This is a genomic window from Colwellia sp. KS18-150 (assembly GCF_057551365.1).
In genome coordinates, this window is sequence record NZ_BAAJMC010000003.1 from 145,605 (window position 1) to 164,269 (window position 18,665).

At 37.1% G+C, this 18,665-nt stretch carries 15 protein-coding genes; 4 read left to right on the forward strand and 11 right to left on the reverse strand.

The genetic code is table 11. From position 1 onward, the window contains the following. Positions 1-425 precede the first annotated feature (425 nt). The 5 genes from rplS to ffh form a co-directional block, all read right to left on the reverse strand. Entirely contained in the window at positions 426-779 is a 354-nt protein-coding gene (gene rplS / locus AC27IF_RS06245; RefSeq protein WP_487052962.1) for a 50S ribosomal protein L19, read from the reverse strand. A gap of 26 nt (positions 780-805) precedes the next feature. Beyond that, a complete protein-coding gene (gene trmD / locus AC27IF_RS06250; protein ID WP_487053326.1) occupies positions 806-1,573 on the reverse strand; it encodes a tRNA (guanosine(37)-N1)-methyltransferase TrmD in 768 nt (255 codons plus the stop codon). Between the two features lie 54 nt (positions 1,574-1,627). Next, entirely contained in the window at positions 1,628-2,155 is a 528-nt protein-coding gene (gene rimM, locus AC27IF_RS06255) for a ribosome maturation factor RimM (RefSeq protein WP_487052963.1), read from the reverse strand. 38 nt (positions 2,156-2,193) lie between these two features. Further along, positions 2,194-2,442: a 30S ribosomal protein S16 gene (gene rpsP, locus AC27IF_RS06260; protein WP_118960885.1), complete on the reverse strand. Its 249-nt coding sequence runs from the start codon at positions 2,440-2,442 to the stop codon at positions 2,194-2,196. Between the two features lie 205 nt (positions 2,443-2,647). Beyond that, the gene (gene ffh, locus AC27IF_RS06265; protein ID WP_487052964.1) at positions 2,648-4,042 is read right to left on the reverse strand and encodes a signal recognition particle protein; all 1,395 of its coding nucleotides are present in this window, start codon (positions 4,040-4,042) and stop codon (positions 2,648-2,650) included. A 190-nt stretch (positions 4,043-4,232) separates the two neighbouring features. Here ffh and AC27IF_RS06270 point away from each other — a divergent pair, with 190 nt between their 5' ends. The 3 genes from AC27IF_RS06270 (at position 4,233) to AC27IF_RS06280 (ending at position 7,657) form a co-directional block, all read left to right on the forward strand. After that, a complete protein-coding gene (locus tag AC27IF_RS06270; protein ID WP_487052965.1) occupies positions 4,233-5,393 on the forward strand; it encodes an SO_0444 family Cu/Zn efflux transporter in 1,161 nt (386 codons plus the stop codon). Positions 5,394-5,488: 95 nt separating this feature from the next. Beyond that, positions 5,489-6,289: a cytochrome C assembly family protein gene (locus AC27IF_RS06275; protein ID WP_487052966.1), complete on the forward strand. Its 801-nt coding sequence runs from the start codon at positions 5,489-5,491 to the stop codon at positions 6,287-6,289. A gap of 63 nt (positions 6,290-6,352) precedes the next feature. Next, on the forward strand, positions 6,353-7,657 hold the full coding sequence (locus AC27IF_RS06280) for an HlyC/CorC family transporter (RefSeq protein WP_487052967.1): 1,305 nt from the start codon (positions 6,353-6,355) through the stop codon (positions 7,655-7,657). A gap of 301 nt (positions 7,658-7,958) precedes the next feature. Here AC27IF_RS06280 and AC27IF_RS06285 read toward each other — a convergent pair whose 3' ends face one another. The 3 genes from AC27IF_RS06285 to AC27IF_RS06295 all read right to left on the reverse strand — a co-directional run bounded on the left by AC27IF_RS06285 (position 7,959) and on the right by AC27IF_RS06295 (position 13,948). Beyond that, positions 7,959-8,579 carry a transglycosylase SLT domain-containing protein gene (locus tag AC27IF_RS06285; RefSeq protein WP_487052968.1) on the reverse strand — a complete coding sequence of 207 codons (621 nt, stop codon included), beginning with the start codon at positions 8,577-8,579 and terminating at the stop codon, positions 7,959-7,961. An 805-nt stretch (positions 8,580-9,384) separates the two neighbouring features. Beyond that, on the reverse strand, positions 9,385-10,971 hold the full coding sequence (gene gshA, locus AC27IF_RS06290) for a glutamate--cysteine ligase (RefSeq protein ID WP_487052969.1): 1,587 nt from the start codon (positions 10,969-10,971) through the stop codon (positions 9,385-9,387). 100 nt (positions 10,972-11,071) lie between these two features. Next, a complete protein-coding gene (locus AC27IF_RS06295; RefSeq protein ID WP_487052971.1) occupies positions 11,072-13,948 on the reverse strand; it encodes a M16 family metallopeptidase in 2,877 nt (958 codons plus the stop codon). Positions 13,949-14,028: 80 nt separating this feature from the next. On the opposite strand from AC27IF_RS06295, the gene AC27IF_RS06300 reads away from it, so the two are divergent. Next, positions 14,029-14,739: a TIGR01621 family pseudouridine synthase gene (locus AC27IF_RS06300; protein WP_487052972.1), complete on the forward strand. Its 711-nt coding sequence runs from the start codon at positions 14,029-14,031 to the stop codon at positions 14,737-14,739. A gap of 20 nt (positions 14,740-14,759) precedes the next feature. Here the strand turns inward: AC27IF_RS06300 and AC27IF_RS06305 are convergent, their stop codons facing one another. The 3 genes from AC27IF_RS06305 to lysS form a co-directional block, all read right to left on the reverse strand. Further along, entirely contained in the window at positions 14,760-16,106 is a 1,347-nt protein-coding gene (locus AC27IF_RS06305) for a sodium-dependent transporter (protein WP_487052973.1), read from the reverse strand. Positions 16,107-16,389: 283 nt separating this feature from the next. Next, positions 16,390-16,935, reverse strand: coding sequence for a YkvA family protein (locus AC27IF_RS06310; RefSeq protein WP_487052974.1), 546 nt, complete (start codon positions 16,933-16,935; stop codon positions 16,390-16,392). Positions 16,936-17,076: 141 nt separating this feature from the next. Further along, positions 17,077-18,663, reverse strand: coding sequence for a lysine--tRNA ligase (lysS, locus tag AC27IF_RS06315; protein WP_487052976.1), 1,587 nt, complete (start codon positions 18,661-18,663; stop codon positions 17,077-17,079). Positions 18,664-18,665: the final 2 nt, after the last annotated feature.

The following is an 18,665-nucleotide window of genomic DNA, read 5'->3' on the forward strand; positions in this document are numbered from 1 at the left end:
GAATTCATGGAAGAGAAAGTAATGTGAGAATAGCGTTTTAAAAGGGATGTAAATGAAAATGTACGTAAAACATGGATAAAAAATAGCTGAATGGCGGAAACGCCAGATAGTCATTGGCAGCGGTGTGTATGCATTTATTTACAAGTTATCAATGTAGCCTTATCCGCACAGATTTTATGGATACATTCTCTATATTTATCTACGAGAGAGATTAGCTTTATGTTCAAAAATAGTACTGAACATTCAGATGGCAAATACTATACAAGATAAAATAGATTATCGAGGTAAGTTGAAATTGATGTTATTCGCCTTATTGAGCGATCACCATATTAGGCTTTTGATGGGTTTAGCAAAGTTAATAAAAAAAGCCTGAATAAACTAAATTATTCAGGCTTTTTCTTTCGTCAAATTGTGCTTTAAGAATCTTACTTCTTAGCCAATTTCTCTTTAATACGTGCAGAACGGCCAGAGCGTTCGCGCAAGTAGTAAAGTTTAGATTGACGAACATCACCGCGACGTTTCACTTCAATTGAATCAACAATTGGGCTATGTGTCTGGAATACACGCTCAACACCTACACCGTTCGAAATTTTACGAACAGTGAAAGCTGAATGTAAGCCACGATTTTTAACAGCAATAACAACACCTTCAAATGCTTGAAGACGTGATTTATCACCTTCTGTAACTTTTACTTGAACTACAACAGTATCACCTGCGGCGTATACTGGTAGGTCTTTTTTTAATTGCTCTTGCTCGAGCATTTCAATAATTTTACTCATAATACCTTCTTCCTAGTGTTCACAGTCTAAGTGGAAGGTGTTTGCTTCTTTATCGAGGCTAACACTTTTTCCTGCTCAGCTGTCAGAGCTAGGTTTGTTAATAATTCTGGTCTTCTAGTCCATGTTCTTAATAGAGATTGTTCTTGGCGCCATAAGCGTATATGTTCATGATTACCACTAAGTAACACTTTCGGTACTGACACTTCATCCCCTGTAGAGGTGGTCAGAACTTCTGGCCTAGTATAATGAGGACAATCTAATAAACCGTTAGAGAAGGAGTCCTGCTCTGCTGATTCTTTATGTCCTAATACACCCGGCACTAAACGTGCTACGGCATCGATTACATTCATCGCAGGGAGTTCACCACCACTTAAAATATAATCTCCAACCGACCATTCTTCGTCAATATCTGACGCGATTAGTCGCTCGTCTATGCCTTCATAACGACCTGCTATAAATATCAGGCAGTCATCTTGCGCTAATTCACTTACACCCACTTGGTCCAATTTTCGTCCCTGAGGCGACAAATAAATAACTCGAGCTTTTCTACCACTTGCTTCGGCAGCTTTACGCGCTTCGCTAATAGCATCTTTTAGTGGTTGAACCATCATCAACATGCCTGGACCACCGCCATAAGGACGATCATCAACAGTACGATGTCGATCATGAGTAAAGTCTCTTGGGTTCCACTTATGAAACTCAATTAACCCACTTCGGATCGCTCGGCCAGTCACCCCATACTCGGTAATAGCGTCAAACATTTCGGGAAAAAGGCTTATCACCCCAATCCACATTTTGCTCTTTTCTTTCATTGTAGGATTAGTACAAGAATCGACACTAGTCACAAGTTAAAAACCTGGGTCCCAGTCAACACAAATTTGTTTATTTTCAATGCTTACCGAATCAATTACTTCTTCAAAAAGATAAGGAATTAACCGCTCTTTTTTACTAAAGCCATCGTTTAGGTTTGCTTTTACAACCAGTACATCGTTAGCGCCAGTTTCCATCATATCGGAAACTACCCCTAGGTCGTAACCTTGGGTGGTAACTACACTCATGCCGATCAAATCACGCCAGTAAAATTCACCTTGAGGTAAATCTGGTAATGATTTTTCATTGGTTAATATTTCTGAGCCGACTAATGCTTGCGCTTCATCTCTGTCATCAATACCACCCACTTTTACGATCAGGCCTTTGTTATGTTTGCGCCAATCAGTAACTTCTACTGCTTGCTTGTTATTTCCTAATTTTAATGACCAAGGAAAATAGTCAAGTATGGCATCGAGTTCATCAGTGAATGAATGAATTTTCAACCAACCTTTGATACCGTAAACTGAGCCTACTTTACCTAAGATGATTTCTTTATCTTTACTCACAATTACCTCTACTACCTACTAAGTTCTTAAAGATACAATTAAGCAGCTGCTTGAGCGTCTTTAACTAACTTAGCCACACGATCAGATACACCAGCACCTTGACCAACCCAATGGTTGATACGGTCTAGATCTAAGCGTAATTTCTCTGCTTGACCTTGTGCTGTTGGGTTGAAGAAACCAACTTTCTCGATGAAACGACCATCGCGAGAGTTACGGCTATCTGCAACAACAACCTGATAGAATGGACGCTTCTTAGCGCCACCACGAGCTAAACGAATGGTAACCATATCGTCCTCTTATATTTTAGTGTTAAAACGAATTTCCAGACACTTCCTGTCGTTAGGGACAGAAAAGCTCGCGTATTCTACGCTTTTAAGGAGGAAAAGCAAGTATTGTTTTACCTCTTGTGCCCGGGTTATTAAAAGAAAAAGCCCAAACAAACTTGCTCGGGCTTTATAATTTTTATTGTGGTTGTATTGAAGTGTGCTTTACTTAACGGCCGAACATTCCGCCGCCACCGCCCATACCGCCCATTCCGCCTGGTGGCATCATTCCTTGCATGCTTCTCATCATTTTCTTCATGCCACCTTTACCTGACATTTTTTTCATCATTTTCTGCATTTGAGTAAATTGTTTAAGCAATTTATTCACATCTTGAATTTGTGTTCCTGAGCCGGCTGCTATTCGACGTTTTCGTGAGCCTTTAATGATATCTGGACGTTCACGCTCTCCAGGAGTCATAGAGTTAATGATAGCTTCCATTCTAACGGTAAGCTTATCATCCATTTGATCTTTAATTTTATCAGACATGTTACCCATACCAGGTAGTTTATCCATCATGCCCATCATGCCACCCATACTTTTCATTTGTACAAGTTGGTCACGAAAATCTTCTAAACTAAAACCTTTGCCACTTTTAACTTTTTTAGCTAGTTTTTCAGCTTGTTTTCTATCAACCTTTTGCTCTACCTCTTCGATAAGAGAAAGCACATCGCCCATTCCTAAGATACGAGAAGCAATTCGATCTGGATGAAATGGCTCTAACGCTTCAATTTTCTCACCAACACCCATAAATTTAATAGGTTTGCCGGTAATATGACGAATTGATAATGCTGCACCACCACGGGCATCACCATCGGTTTTCGTTAAGATGACACCTGTTAATGGTAGCGCATCATTAAACGCTTTAGCCGTATTGGCAGCATCTTGACCTGTCATTGCATCAACGGTGAATAAAGTCTCTACAGGGTTGATTGCCCCATGTAGGTCTTTAATTTCATCCATCATGCTTTCATCGACATGTAAACGACCTGCAGTATCAACAATCAAAACATCAAAGAAATTCTTTTTAGCATGCTCAATTGCCGCAGTAGCGATATCGATAGGTTTTTGTTTTATGTCACTTGGGAAAAAACCAACATTTATTTCTGTGGCTAAGGTTTCTAATTGCTTAATTGCTGCTGGGCGATAAACATCAGCACTAACCACAAGTACTTTTTTCTTTTCTCGTTCAGTTAGAAATTTTGCTAATTTAGCAACAGAGGTCGTTTTACCTGCACCTTGCAAACCTGCCATTAATACAATGGCGGGAGGCGCTGCTTTTAAATCTAAAGATTCGTTAATTCCGCCCATGGCGGCTTCAAGTTCTTTTTGAACTATTTTAACAAAGACTTGCCCTGGCGTTAGGCTTTTAGAGACATCAGTGCCAACGGCTTGCTCTTTTACTTTGGCAACAAATTCACGAATAACGGGTAAAGCAACATCAGCTTCAAGTAATGCCATACGAACTTCACGTAAGGTATCTTTGATATTGTCTTCAGTTAAGCGACCTCGGCCACTGATATTTTTTAGGGTTTTACCTAATCGATCGGAAAGATTTTCAAACATGAATAACTCTACATAGCGCTCTTGATAGCGAAAAGTTGTGAATATTAATGCCGCTATTATACCTGTGATAATACCATTGTCGAGACAGGATAGTCGTCATAATAGATTATCAAATATGTTCCCCCCGCTATAAAAAAATCCATGGTATGATACAAAGGTAAATTTGGCTGTCACTTTTCTGGGTATTTATGTGGAACATTTAAGCTATTTTATTAATAATTTTATTGACCTAAGCGCTGAAGCAAGTCCGTGGTTGCTATTAGGTCTTCTTATTGCCGGTTTAATGAAAGCTTGGGTACCGAGTAAAATTCTCAGTGATCATTTAGGGCAAGGAAAATCAGCAGTAATTAAAGCGGCTCTAATTGGCGCCCCGCTACCTTTATGCTCTTGTGGTGTAATTCCTGTAGCTACTGAGCTTAGGCGCAGTGGTGCTTCTGCGCCAGCAACAGCATCTTTTTTAGTGGCAACGCCAGAAACGGGAGTTGACTCAGTTTCAGTATCTTACGCGCTGCTTGGGCCTTTAATGGCTATATATCGTCCTTTTGCTGCCATCATGTCAGCTATTATTACCGGCTTGCTAGTTAGTACCGTTGAGCAAGATAAAATAAAATCACCGGTTAATAATGCATCAAGCGAAACGAGTTCTTGCTGTAATACTACGTCTGAAAAGTCTCAACCGGTAGAAACAACAAAAACAAGCGCTTGTTGTAGCCCTAAAGAAGTTACGCCTGAAGTTACCTCATGTTGTGCTACAACTGACACAGCAACAACTTCAAAGGCTGAAAAGCTAATCACTTCATTTATCAGTACTTCTTTAAACAAAACTCGCATGGGTGTCCGTTACGCTGCAACTCAATTAATTGATGATATTATTATTTGGTTAGCAATCGGGCTAGTATTCGCCGCTATTGTGCGAACCTTTATGCCAGAAGAGTTTTTACTAAGTTATGGTAGTGGGTTACCTGCAATGCTAATCATGATTGCAATTTCTATCCCTATGTATATTTGTGCCACAGCTTCAACTCCTATTGCTGCTGGTTTTATCATGGCGGGTTTGTCTCCGGGTACTGCGCTGGTATTTATGATGGCTGGGCCTGCAACCAATATATCTACTTTAGGAGTGATTAGAAATGAAATGGGCGCGAGTGTATTAATCCGTTATTTAGTCGGTGTTGTATTGTCGGCTATAGGTTTTGCGATGTTGCTTGATTTAGGTTTAAACTTTTATCAAATCAATATTAATGAACAAATGCAACATGCCCATGAATTACTTCCTCATTGGTTTGGTGTGTTTTGTGCCGCTTTAATTGCTTTATTGTCAATAAAGCCTTTACGTAAGCTGGTGCTTTAATCTATATCAAGCAAAAAGATATTTGTCATGGTACTTATAAGGTTATCTGGTAGAATCAGTAAAGTTTTTACCCTGGTACATTAGGAGTTTTTTAAGTGGATTTTTTGGTTTTCGGCTCTAGCATTGCTTTTGTTGCCTATTTACTTGCAACCATTGCAATAGTATCGCGCTTTTTTCATCCTCAAGGCCCAAACCTAAAGTTAGTATTAGTGTTTGCTTTTATAGCCATCATTACTCACTTATTTAATGAAGCTCAATTACTGTTTAGTCAAAGAATAATCAACTTTAGTTTGCCTAATGTTATTTCTTTAGTCAGTTTAATAATTACCATTACTATTTCTATCGTTGCTCTGCGTAGTAAAGTTAATCTATTATTACCAGTAATTTATGGGTTTGCTGGTTTATGGCAACTCGTGATGATTTTTATTCCTAAAGCTGACTCTATCCCACTTGTCGCTGAAAAAATTATTCTTGTTAGTCATATTAGTCTTGCGCTTATTGCTTATTGTATTTTAATCATAGCCACTTTATATGCGTTTCAAGTTGCTTATATCAACGTAAAATTAAAAAATAAAAACCTTACCGCGGTAGTGCATTTACCTCCTTTAATGCAAGTTGAAAAACAGTTATTTAGTATTTTAACTGTCGGTACAATTACACTTTTTACTAGCCAATTGATTGGTTTATTTTTTCTTGATGGTTTTTTTGCCACAGAAAATATCCATAAAACCGTTCTTTCTTTAATAGCATTATTACTTTACGGCATTATTTTACTTGGGCACTTTAAACAAGGTTGGCGAGGTCATAGAGTATTAGTGCTTACAATAACAGCTAGTGCGATACTCACATTGTCATATTTTGGCAGTCGATTCGTTCAAGAGTTTCTGCTATCTTAAAATGGCTAAACCATAAGGTTACTCTAGCTTTCATACTATCAATACAACGAAAGGATCCCCTTTTTGGATAACATATCAACCCAGATGCTCTTTATTATTTTAGGCATACTGCTACTTATTTCTGCTTATTTTTCTGGCTCAGAAACCGGCATGATGTCTTTAAACCGCTATAGGTTACGACACCTTGAAAAAGAAAAACATAAAGGCGCCAAACGAGTTAGTAAACTACTGAGCCGTCCCGATCGACTAATTGGCTTGATATTAATAGGAAATAACTTAGTTAATATAGCAGCCTCTTCTATCGCAACCATTATCGCGATACGACTGTCAGTAGATTTAGGAGTATCTAAAGATTTAGCGCTACTTATTGCGACCATAGTATTAACCTTAGTGGTTCTTATTTTTGCCGAAGTAACACCAAAAACATTAGCAGCCTTATACCCTGAAAAAATAGCCTTCCCTAGTTCAATTATATTATCGTTATTACTTAAAATATTGCTTCCCTTTGTTATGGCCGTCAATTGGATTACCAATGGCATTTTGATGCTGATAGGTATCAGCTCTGAACAAAGAGAGCAACATAGCTTAAGCTCTGAAGAATTGCGCACGGTTGTGAATGAATCTGGTGCGTTATTACATGAGCAAGATCAAAGCATGCTAATGAGTATTCTAGATTTAGAAAAAGTCAGTGTTGAAGATATTATGATCCCTCGAAGTGAGTTAGTAGGTATTGATATCAATGATGATTGGAAAAGAATCCAGAAACAATTAACTCAAGCAAACCATACACGCGTATTACTGTATCGAGACAATATTGATGATGTTGTTGGCTATATGCATGCCCGTGATGCTTTAAAACTACTTTCAAAGAGCCAATTTACCAAAGCGACACTATTACGCGCGGTTCGTGAATTGTATTTCATTCCTGAAGGTACACCGCTAAATATTCAATTATTAAAGTTTCAACATGCAAAAGAGCGTCTAGGTTTAGTGGTAGATGAATACGGTGATATACAGGGTTTAGTGACGTTAGAAGATATTTTAGAAGAAATTGTGGGTGACTTTACTACCACCATGACACCAACAGCGAGTGATGAAGTAACTTTACAGCCCGATGGTAGTTATTTAGTTGATGGTAGTGCCACGATTAGGGACATTAATAAAGAAATGTCTTGGCACTTACCAACAGATGGCCCTAAAACACTAAATGGATTAATTATTGAGTATTTAGAAGATATTCCGCAGAACAAATTAAGTGTTCGTATTGCCGGTTACCCCGTTGAGATAGTCGATGTGACGGGCAACATGATTAAAACGGTACGAATTATGCCAGAATATTTTATCAATGAAGAAACTGAAGAGGAATGATCAGCTTACATAATAAGCAACAAAGTTAATAACAAAGTTATCCACAGGCTGATTTATAAAATAAGCTTTCCACAATTTCTGTGGATAACAAGGTCAACCCCCATCAGTTACAGCTTTTAACTATTTCAACAGTTTTTTAACAAAAAAGTCATCTTTTTTCAGCGAAAAAAAGATGACTTTAGCTACCCTTTTATTTACTTGCCTTACGGGCTAATAATAATAATTTCATAATAAAATTAACAAAGTGGCAAGATTTATGCCTCAAGGTTATTCACTGTTTAGTAATCAAACAAACACTTTGTTATTCGAAAAACAATCGCCATAACCAACCGTGATCTAAATCTGATTCACAACTTTTTAACTGCGAAGAATATCGTTTAGCTCGATTATCCACTTTTCTAGCTACTTTAACGAGCCATGCCTTTTTCTTATAGGTTTTACGCTTATAACCACCCCAACCCTCGTGGTAATTTAAGTACTGGCTATAAGCATCCCATTTAGAAACACCATTAATTTTTTGAGTTTTATAAATAAACCAACCCATAAAATCGATTGCATCATCAAAGTCATCTCTATCAGCACCTGAATTACCTGTTTCTCGCACATAGTCATCCCAGGTCATGGTTTTAGCTTGCGAATAACCGTAAGCACTACTTACCCTACCCCAAGGAATAAAACCTAATAGGTAATCTCTCGGTGGTAAAGCGTCATGCCTAAATGAGCTTTCTTGATACATCATACTCATAGGAACATGAATAGGTACTCCCCAGCGCTCTCTTGCATCTTTAGCAGCAAAATACCAATCTCTATGTTCACGGAAGATCTCACAAATATTTTCAGGATTTTTCGGTGGCGGGGTGGCACAACTTGCCAAAACTAAAACAGAGAATGTTGTAACTAGCAAAGGTTTAACAGAAAACATAAAAATACATTATCGAAAAGAGTATGAATAATAATAATGCCAGAGTTTTCAATTAATTTGCAGTAATTATATGAAAGTAATGTGAAGAAATTCATTAAATTACTTTTTTATAAATTATTTAAGATTAATTTGAACTTATTCTTAAAAGAGCACTCTTACTTAACAGTAATGTTATTCCCTTAGTGTTTCATGTTTTTATACCCTTATTTATATGAGGGTATTTTTTTGCCTAAAATTCAACTAACTGAATATGTAAGGAATATATTCCCTCTCTCTATTAGTGACGTTTAATGTTTTATACACTTATTTATATGAGGGTATTTTTTTGCTTAAAATTCAATATTCGAAATGGTGAAGGGAAGTTTATTAGCTCTTTTTCAGTGAAACTTCATACTTTGAAAAATAATTGATCCAGCGCTTGAAGGTATTTGATAAGTATATGAAATTAATTTTGAACTAATATAGGAATGTGCACTCATACTTTATGAATACTTTCCCTTAGTGTTTCATGTTTTTTGCGCTTATTTTTATAAGCGCATTTTTTTTGCCAAAATTTTGTTGAGCTATAACAAGTAACAAAACTAAATCGATATAAATCAAGCAAGTATAAAAACACAAAAAAGATGGTTGTTTTTTGAACTATTCACGATTTTTTAAGTCTTAATTATTGAAAGCAACACTCCCTGGACTGCTTTCGTATTGTTTTATTTTATAGAGTTATCTGGAGTTTTGTAGACGAGTCGAGTGACTCTATCCATAGCGCGTTGCCCTAACGCGCTTTTTTTTGTCTTAATTTTATCGATAGCTATTGTTGAAAATAGTCTGCCAAAAAATCATCAAAACTTAATTGGTCACTTTCTTCTATCTCAGCCTGAGCTTGATGAGATCTCTGTGTTTCTTCATTAAAGTATTGCTCTGAATAGAATTGATAATCACGTGCTAGCGCTTCCTCTCTATATTGAGCTGCCATATTTAATGAATATTGAGAGAGACTTTCATCTTTATCAAGAATAACAGATAAAATCTCAGCTGACGGAGTTAACTTAGCATCATTAATTTTTGCCCTTTCTCGAGCAATTGATTTAGTATAATTATCACTACCGTAAGCTTTATCTAATAACTTAGCTACTTGCTCCATATTATCAAAAAGCTCATTTCCCCATTGCTTAACCGACTTGAGAGTTACCTCGCCTTGGCAATTCGCATCAGACAATAGTAATTCAGGATCTCGACCACGCATAACAACATCATTCATATTATTTTCATGATGCTTTTGTGAGTCACAGTCTAATTCATTATTATCAATAAACGAGCAATAAGTAAGAAAGATATCTAAAAAGTGGATCTGTTCAAGATTAATGCCCGTATCAGCAAAAGGGTTAACATCTAATGCACGTACTTCAATATATTCTACGCCACGTTCTCGTAAAGCCTGTGAAGGTTTCTCGCCTGACTTTATTACTTGTTTAGGTCGAATAGGTGCGTACAATTCATTTTCAATTTGTAATACATTGGTATTTAATTGTTGATACTCGCCATTCACTTTAACGCCTATATCAGCGAACTTATCAGATTTTAATGCGATAGCTTTTTGTACACCATCTACATAATCATTTAAGTTGTTATAACAGATTCTCAAACTTGATTGTTCACTGCTTGTATAACCTAAATCACTCATACGTAATGACGTTGCATACTCTAGGTACAGTGCACCTTTAGGTGATTCTTTGAAAGGTAACTTGTGATCTTTTCCTTGTAAAAAAGAACTACATAATGCTGGGGAGCTGCCGTACAGATACGGAATTAACCAACAGTAACGTTTATAATTACGTAAAATCGAGAAGTAACGCTCGGATATAAAATCGGTTAAAGGCTCTTTATTATTGTGTAGTTCTTGCTGAACTTGCCAAAAATCCGTCGAAAAAGAGAAGTTAAAGTGGATACCAGCTATTACCTGCATCATCGAACCATAACGGTTCTTTAAGCCTTGGCGGTAGACTGTTTTCATTTTACCGATATTAGAGTGACCATATTGTGCCAATGGAACCTGCTCTTCTTCCTCGATAAAACATGGCATACTCATCGGCCACAGCAGCTCACCGTCGATATTAGCAAAAGTATACTTTTGTATATCCTGTAATTGTGCAATGGCTTGCTCTGGAGAGTGACTTACAGGGGTAATAAACTCAAGTAGAGTCTCTGAGTAATCAGTGGTGATTTGATTATGAGTTAATGCCGAGCCAAGTTGATGGTAATGTCCTTGCTCAGACAAACTCCCTTCAGGTAGAACACGTAAAGTTTCTCGTTCAATCCCTCGTCCAATACCTGCGATAGCAGCTAAGTTACTTTCTTGATTAAATGCCGTGATGTAATCGTTAAATGATAATGTCAAAATTATTCCTGCGCATAGGAGAATATAAGGTAAAGACCCTTATCTATAATTTTATAAATGAGGGGCTTTTATTGCTTTTCAATAGTTAATGCAATTAAATTTATTTTGCTAGCTGCAATTCAATTATCTCTAAATTCAGTTTTTCTAATTGCGGCTTAACTATTTGACCGTCTCCAACAACAATCCATTGCATCGGTTTGCTTAATTCTTTTTTAGCAATCTCATTCAATTTGGCTAACGAAATATTTTGAATAATATCACTTTGTTGTTCGCCATAATTTTCAGGTAAACCAAACTGTAATAACTGCCTTAAAAAACCACTTTTTTGACTTGGGGTTTCATAGCTTAATGCTTCATTTTGAGAAATGGCTTGGCGCATAAAGTGTACTTCTGCATCTGTCATTCCATCTTCTTTATAATGATTTAGCTCATTTTCAATTTCAACCATAGCATCAAAGGTATGCTCTTTTTTAACACTTGCTCCAGCAGTAAATCGCCCTAACGTTTTACCGGCAGAAAAATAACTTGAAGCACCGTAGGTATAACCTTTATCTTCACGTAAATTTAAATTAATACGACTATTAAAAGCACTACCTAATGGGTAATTCATTAGCGTTGCCTTGAAGTGCTCACCTGTTGCATCATAAGTCATGGCACGGCGAACGTATTTGATCACTGATTGGCTAGCATTAGGTAAATCAACAAAGTAAATTTTATCTGGTGTTACATCAGGAAAAGTTTGATATTGAGGAATAGAATACTCACCACCTTGCCATGATTTTAAGTAACTCAGTTTAGGCATAATTTCTTTTTTACTAATATCTCCGACTATCACTAAAGAGGCGTGTTTAGGAGAGAAATACTGCTTATAAAACCCTTTAATATCATCAAGAGTGATTGCCTTGACCGTGGCGATTGTGCCGCTATTTGGTAAGCCAACTCGATTATTTTCACCATAAGTAACTTGACTTAAAGCTCTACTTGATAGAGTTTGCGCATCTTTACTACCTTGTTCTAAGCTTTGAATTAATTGATTTTTAACACGATTAAAATCAGCTTCTTCAAAGGCTGGGTTAAGCATCATGTCTAACATTAATAACAAAGTTGCATCAAGGTTTTTGACTAAAGAACTCACTTGAATATAAGTGTTTCGTCCAGAGGCTCCAATAGAGATATCACTACCAAGCTTAGCCAACTCATTTGAGAGCTCTTCTTTTATATAATTTGTCGTGCCTTCATTCATTAAACTGGCCGTTAATGAAGCAAGACCAGCTTTCTCAATGGGATCTAATAAAGTACCACCTTCTATGCTCAACAATAAACTTACCGTAGGTGTTTCACTATTTTCAGTGGCAATTATTTCTAAACCATTTTTAAAGCTGTCACGCCACAATTTAGGTACTTCTATTTGTGGATTTTCGCCGGCTTTGGGCATTACTGAACGATCAAAGCTGCTGGTATTTTTCATTATCGGTGTATCAAGCACAGCTAATTCAGGTGGGTTACTCACATCAGATAAAACAAAATTGTCTTCTTTGGCAATGACTTGTTGTTGACCTTGTGGGTAAATTGACAATATTGCCGCACCTTTACCTTTGATATATTCTTTATAGACGCGCATAACATCGGCTTTAGTGACATTGTTATAGCGAGCAACTTGCGCTTGTGTATAATCTGCATCACCTAAAATGGTTTGAAAATGAGCCAAAGTAGAAACTTTACCTGACACACTTTGTAAGCCATAAATGGTCCCCGTTTCAATATTCACTTTCGTTTTAAGTAAATCGTCATCGTTAACACCACGTTGCTCAAACTCAACTAAAGTATCGTTAATAACTTGTTCTATTTTCGCTAATTCCATCCCTTGTTGTGGGTTTGGCAAAGCATAAAAGCTCATTTGACAACTCAACTCTTTACAAGGGTGGCTCGCCCCCGCTTGTACAGCAACACCAGACTTAACTAAATTTTTATATAAAAGTGATGTTGGGCCATTTCCTATAATATTTGAAAACACATCCAATGCGGCTTCGTCTTCGTGCATGCCATAAACAGTTGGAAAGCTAATATAAAGTAATGGTAAAGAAACATTATCACTAAAAGAGTAGTAACGATTTTCTGCTAATGTCGTTAATTGCTTATCGATATTTTCAACATCCGGCCCAGATTTTAATTCACCAAAATACTTGTTAACCCAAGCTAAAGTCTGCGCTTCATCAATATCGCCACCAATGGTTAATACCGCATTATTAGGACCATACCAACGACTAAAAAACTCTTTTAAGTCGGTTACTGTGCCTCGGTCTAAGTCAGACATATAACCAATGACAGGCCAAGAATACGGATGCTCTCTGGGATACATCATCTGATTGATGGTTTCAGTTAAACGGCCATAAGGTCGATTATCTACATTCTGACCTCGTTCATTTTTTACCGTGGCTCGTTGTATTTCAAACTTTTCTTCAGTAATAGTTTCTAATAAGAACCCCATTCGATCTGATTCAAGCCAAAGCATTTTCTCTAATTGGTTTTTGGGGACGGTTTCATAGTAATTAGTTCTATCGGTATTGGTTGTACCGTTTAAGTTACCACCACTTTGCGTAACTATTTTAAAGTGCTGCTCATCAGCAACATTTTTTGAACCTTGAAACATCATATGCTCGAAAAAATGAGCAAAACCTGACTTTCCTAATTGTTCTCGAGCAGAGCCAACATGATAAGTTACATCAACATGAACAAGAGGATCAGAATTATCTTGGTGTAGAATTACCGTTAAGCCGTTGTCTAATTTATATTTCTTAAATGGGATAGCTAAACGCTCTTCAGATAAGGTAACCGCTTTTACTAAGCTCACACCAGAAGGAAGTGGAGTAACTGGTGTCGATAAGGCACTCTTCTCATTACTTGTACAAGAAAACAATAACGATGTAGTTAGAAAAATTGCGCTAAGACTAAAAATTAAATGAGAGGATTTTTTCAAAATAACATCCTGTAATGAGGGTAAAAATAATGTGTTTGAATTATCATAGCATGTAAGAACTAGCTAAGTAGAACTAATAAATGTTTAAAATTATTACACAAACTCCTGACTTCGTGGTTGTGTCCAAAAGTGCTAATGTTAATTTTCATGATGAGGGAGAGCATGGTTGTGGCTTGTTTTCTCAAGTCAAAGGGCACCTTAAACAAATAAAAGCTGATACTGAGTTATATCCTGTTCATCGCTTAGATAAAATGACATCAGGATTAATAATTTTCGCTAAAACCTTGAGTGCTGCTCAGGAGTTTTCGACCCTCTTTGAAAGCCATTTAGTTGATAAGTATTATTTAGCTATTAGCGATCAAAAGCCCAGTAAAAAACAAGGACTGATCAAGGGAGATATGCAAAAAAGCCGCCGTGGTATGTATAAATTAGCCCGCAGCATGAAAAACCCAGCAATTACCCAGTTTTTTTCCTATGGTCTAGGAGAAGGAAAAAGGTTGTTTTTATTAAAACCTCACTCAGGTAAAACCCATCAATTAAGAGTTGCACTCAACAGTGTAGGTGCGCCAATACTTGGTGATAGTTTGTATTGTTCCGCTACCTCAAAGTCATCAGGCATAGCTGTTGATAGAGGTTATTTACACGCTTATGCATTACGATTTACTTTTTCAGGGCAGCTATATGAATTTACATTACCTGCCGATGAAGGGGAGCTTTATTTAGCTGAGAGTACTCAAGAAAAATTAAAAGAAATGGGCCAACCTTGGTTATTAAATTGGCCCACACTATGAATTATTGAGTGATAAAAAATTTATAGTGAATGCCAAAAAACAATGGCGATAGCACTTGGACAAATAAATTTAGTGTACCAAGGCCACACTTTCCAAAACAAGCTGTGCTCTACGCTGTCATGTCCCTGCTTTAATTCAGTTAAAATCTCATTTCGATGCCATATCCAACCAACAAACACACAACACAACATAGCTATAAGTGGTTGCCCGTAAACGGTAGATATTGAAATAACTAAACCAAATAGCACATCAAAATTTAACACAATGATGGTGCTTATTACGAAAATTCCCAAGCCGATTAAAGTAGTAGCTTTTTTACGCTCCACTTTATGACGCTCAACCACAAATGAAACTGGCCCTTCTAGCATTGAAATTGACGAAGTAAGTGCCGCGATAGACATTAAAACAAAGAAGCCAAATGCCACAAATAAACCAATCGCTCCCATACCTGAAAATAAGCTAGGCAAAACGTCAAAGACTAAATTAGGCCCTGAAATTAAGCTGCCATCATCAGCAAAGATCACGACGCCTTGAGACTGCGCTACGTACATAGATGGGATAATTAATAAGCCGGCTAAAAATGCTATAGATACATCAATTAAGGTTACCTGAGCACCAAGGGAAACTAAGTTCTCACTTTTCGAAATATAAGAGCCATAAATCACCATAACACTGGTACCCAGTGATAAAGAGAAAAAGGCCTGACCTAATGCACTAATCAGTAAATCAGGCTCAAATACACGAGAAATATCTGGGTTCAAATAAGCCGCAAAGCCTTCACGAGAGCCATCAAGAGTAAAAACATAAATGATCATTAAAATAAGTAAACCTATTAGCATAGGCATTAAACGCTTTGACCACTTCTCTATACCTTGCTCTACTCCGCGGCGAATAATAGCAATAGTTAGTATCATAAATAAGGCATTGAAAACAATATCACGAGCAATCGTTTGTGAGGTTAACCAAGTTGATGCTTCTGTAAAGCCTAACAAACTTGTCACCGGCTCTATAGCATATGACATCATCCAACCTGCCAGTATCCCATAAAAACTCAGAATAAGTGCAGCACAGATAATACCGCCAAAGCCGACAATAAATGCAAATCGCTTTTGGCCATTATTACGTGACATTTTTTCCATTGAGCTAACAGCATTTGCTTGCCCAAAGCGGCCAATTAATAGCTCAGCCATAAATGCAGGGTAAGCTAAGCAAAATGCCAAGACTAGATAAACCAATACAAAAGCTGCACCACCATTACTGGCCGTTTGTGTTGGAAAGCCCCAAATATTTCCTAAACCAACTGCCGATCCAGCTGCCGCTAGAATAAACCCCATACGCGAGCTAAAGCCGCCTCTTGCTGCACCCATTGATAATTCTCTTTGTTATTATTTATTGTTAATTACGACTCTCAATCTAACTTTGAGTCTGCTGTAATTGCTATCGTAAGTTTGAAGAATTCAATTTACTTAAAACTAAGCGATATTAATAGGGTTTAAGGATAAAAAATTAAAAATGCCAAGTAAGTTTTTGTAAACTTACTTGGCATTTATTGTCAGTATTTTCATTATCAAAATTAATTGATGCAATTCATTTTCACGGTAAAAACTTCACTATATAAGATAAACCTTTATTCTTTATGAAGTTAAGACTTTAGAAGATTGAACGAAATGACGAGCCTCTTCTTCGTGAAGAACGTCGATTTCTCATTCGGCTATGAAGCTCTCTACGCTTGGAGCCTAACCATTCTTCACGTGTAATGTTGCTGTCTCCTGAACGCTCTTCTTCACGTTCTCGGTATTTACAAAACTCTTCAAAGGCATCGATATCATCTTTAAATTCACCAGCGACTAATTCAATCATAATGGCATCATCTAAAAAGCCTAGTACTGGAATATGATCAGGCACTAAGTCTTCTGATTCACTAAAATAAGCCAGTGCACTGATTATTTCTGTACGCTCCTCATCTGGAACTTGCCATTCACTATCTTCAATAATAGCCACCATTGTTTCTAGCTTTTGCAATCGCTCACTAACAAACTCGGGGACAGTGCCTTTAACATCGCCACTCAACTTCTTGGCATGGCTTAAAATATCACTTTCATTAAGGTTTTTAACATTCCCCTGCGCCTGTTTCATTACATCACGAAAGTGCTCTAAATCGGCATCGCTTAGGGTAAACTTAACTTCAATTGACATGCTTTAACTCCATTTCTTATAATTAATATCAATTTACTATAGATTAAATTTTCATTTATTTATACTAGCTTTTCTTAGAAATAATTAAATAAAAAAAAGCACCTAAAGGTGCTTTTTATCTTCATAAAGAAATTTTAATAACTATTCTACTTCTGGTCGCATATGCGGGAATAAAATTACATCTTTAATGGTAGGTGAGTCAGTAAACAACATCACTAAGCGATCAATTCCAATACCTTCGCCCGCTGTTGGTGGTAAACCGTATTCTAAGGCATTGATATAATCAGCATCATAATGCATAGCTTCATCATCGCCAGCATCTTTTTCTGATACTTGTTTTTGGAAACGCTCAGCTTGGTCTTCTGCATCATTCAACTCAGAGAAGCCATTAGCTAATTCACGGCCACCTACAAAGAACTCAAAACGGTCGGTGATAAATGGATTTTCATCATTACGACGTGCCAGTGGTGATACTTCCCATGGGTATTCAGTGATAAACGTTGGTTGATCTAATAAATGCTCTGCCACTTCTTCGAAGATTTCACAGATGTATTTACCTGGACCCCAAACTTTAGATGCATCACTTTCTTTAACACCAACGGCTTTCGCCATGGCTTTAATCGCATCAAAGTTGTTTTCTGGATCACGCAATGCTGCTTCATCAAAACTTTCAGCGCCACGATGGTCTTTACCATATTCTAAAATAGCATCAACCATAGATAAACGCGCAAATGGCTTACCAAGGTCATAAAACTTCTCTTCAATCACTTCGCCATCTGCGTTTTTAACGGTATTACGAATAGTTGTTGTACCTAATACGTCTTGTGCAATCGTACGTAACATTTCTTCCGTGGTGTTCATTAAATCATGGTAATCAGCGTACGCTTGGTAGAATTCAATCATGGTGAACTCGGGGTTATGACGTGTTGAAATACCTTCGTTACGGAAACTTCTATTGATTTCAAATACACGATCAAAACCACCAACCACTAAGCGCTTTAAGTTAAGTTCAGGCGCTATACGTAAGTACATATCAAGATCAAAGGTATTATGATGCGTCATAAAAGGTTTAGCCGTTGCGCCACCTGGTATGATTTGCAGCATAGGTGTTTCCACTTCCATAAAATCACGTTGCGTTAAGAAATTACGGATACCAGCAACAATTTTTGAGCGGATTTTAAAAGTATTACGGGTATCTTCATTGATAATTAAATCAACATAACGTTGACGGTACTTCATTTCTTGATCAGATAAACCGTGGAATTTTTCTGGCAGCGGACGCAATGACTTAGTAAGCAATGAGTATTCATCCATGTTTACATAAAGATCACCTTTACCTGATTTATGTAAAATACCTTTTATGCCAACGATATCACCAATATCTAGCGAGCCCCATTTAGCACGAATTTCTTTTTGTACTGTTTTTTCAGCATAGCCTTGAATACGACCAGATGAATCTTGAATCACTAAAAATGGCCCACGTTTAGCCATTACTCGACCTGCGATAGCATACGTTACTTGTAGCTCTTCAAGCTCTTCTTTGGTTTTTTCACCATGTTCCGCTTGAATATCAGCGGCTAAATGTTCACGGTTAAAATCGTTTGGAAAACCATTAGCAGTACTGTTAGAGCGAATTTTTTCAAGTTTTACACGTCGCTCAGCAATCAGCTTATTTTCATCTTGTGCTGATGATTGGTTGTTTTGGCTATTCTTTGTATTGTCAGTCATTT

Excerpts from the sequence above, each read along its gene's own strand:
- AC27IF_RS06300 (WP_487052972.1), top strand. The coding sequence starts at position 14,029 with ATGTTTAAAATTATTACACAAACTCCTGACTTCGTGGTTGTGTCCAAA.
- rplS (WP_487052962.1), bottom strand. The coding sequence starts at position 779 with ATGAGTAAAATTATTGAAATGCTCGAGCAAGAGCAATTAAAAAAAGAC.
- lysS (WP_487052976.1), bottom strand. The coding sequence starts at position 18,663 with ATGACTGACAATACAAAGAATAGCCAAAACAACCAATCATCAGCACAA.
- AC27IF_RS06310 (WP_487052974.1), bottom strand. The coding sequence starts at position 16,935 with ATGTCAATTGAAGTTAAGTTTACCCTAAGCGATGCCGATTTAGAGCAC.
- AC27IF_RS06285 (WP_487052968.1), bottom strand. The coding sequence starts at position 8,579 with ATGTTTTCTGTTAAACCTTTGCTAGTTACAACATTCTCTGTTTTAGTT.
- AC27IF_RS06305 (WP_487052973.1), bottom strand. The coding sequence starts at position 16,106 with ATGGGTGCAGCAAGAGGCGGCTTTAGCTCGCGTATGGGGTTTATTCTA.
- ffh (WP_487052964.1), bottom strand. The coding sequence starts at position 4,042 with ATGTTTGAAAATCTTTCCGATCGATTAGGTAAAACCCTAAAAAATATC.
- rpsP (WP_118960885.1), bottom strand. The coding sequence starts at position 2,442 with ATGGTTACCATTCGTTTAGCTCGTGGTGGCGCTAAGAAGCGTCCATTC.
- trmD (WP_487053326.1), bottom strand. The coding sequence starts at position 1,573 with ATGTGGATTGGGGTGATAAGCCTTTTTCCCGAAATGTTTGACGCTATT.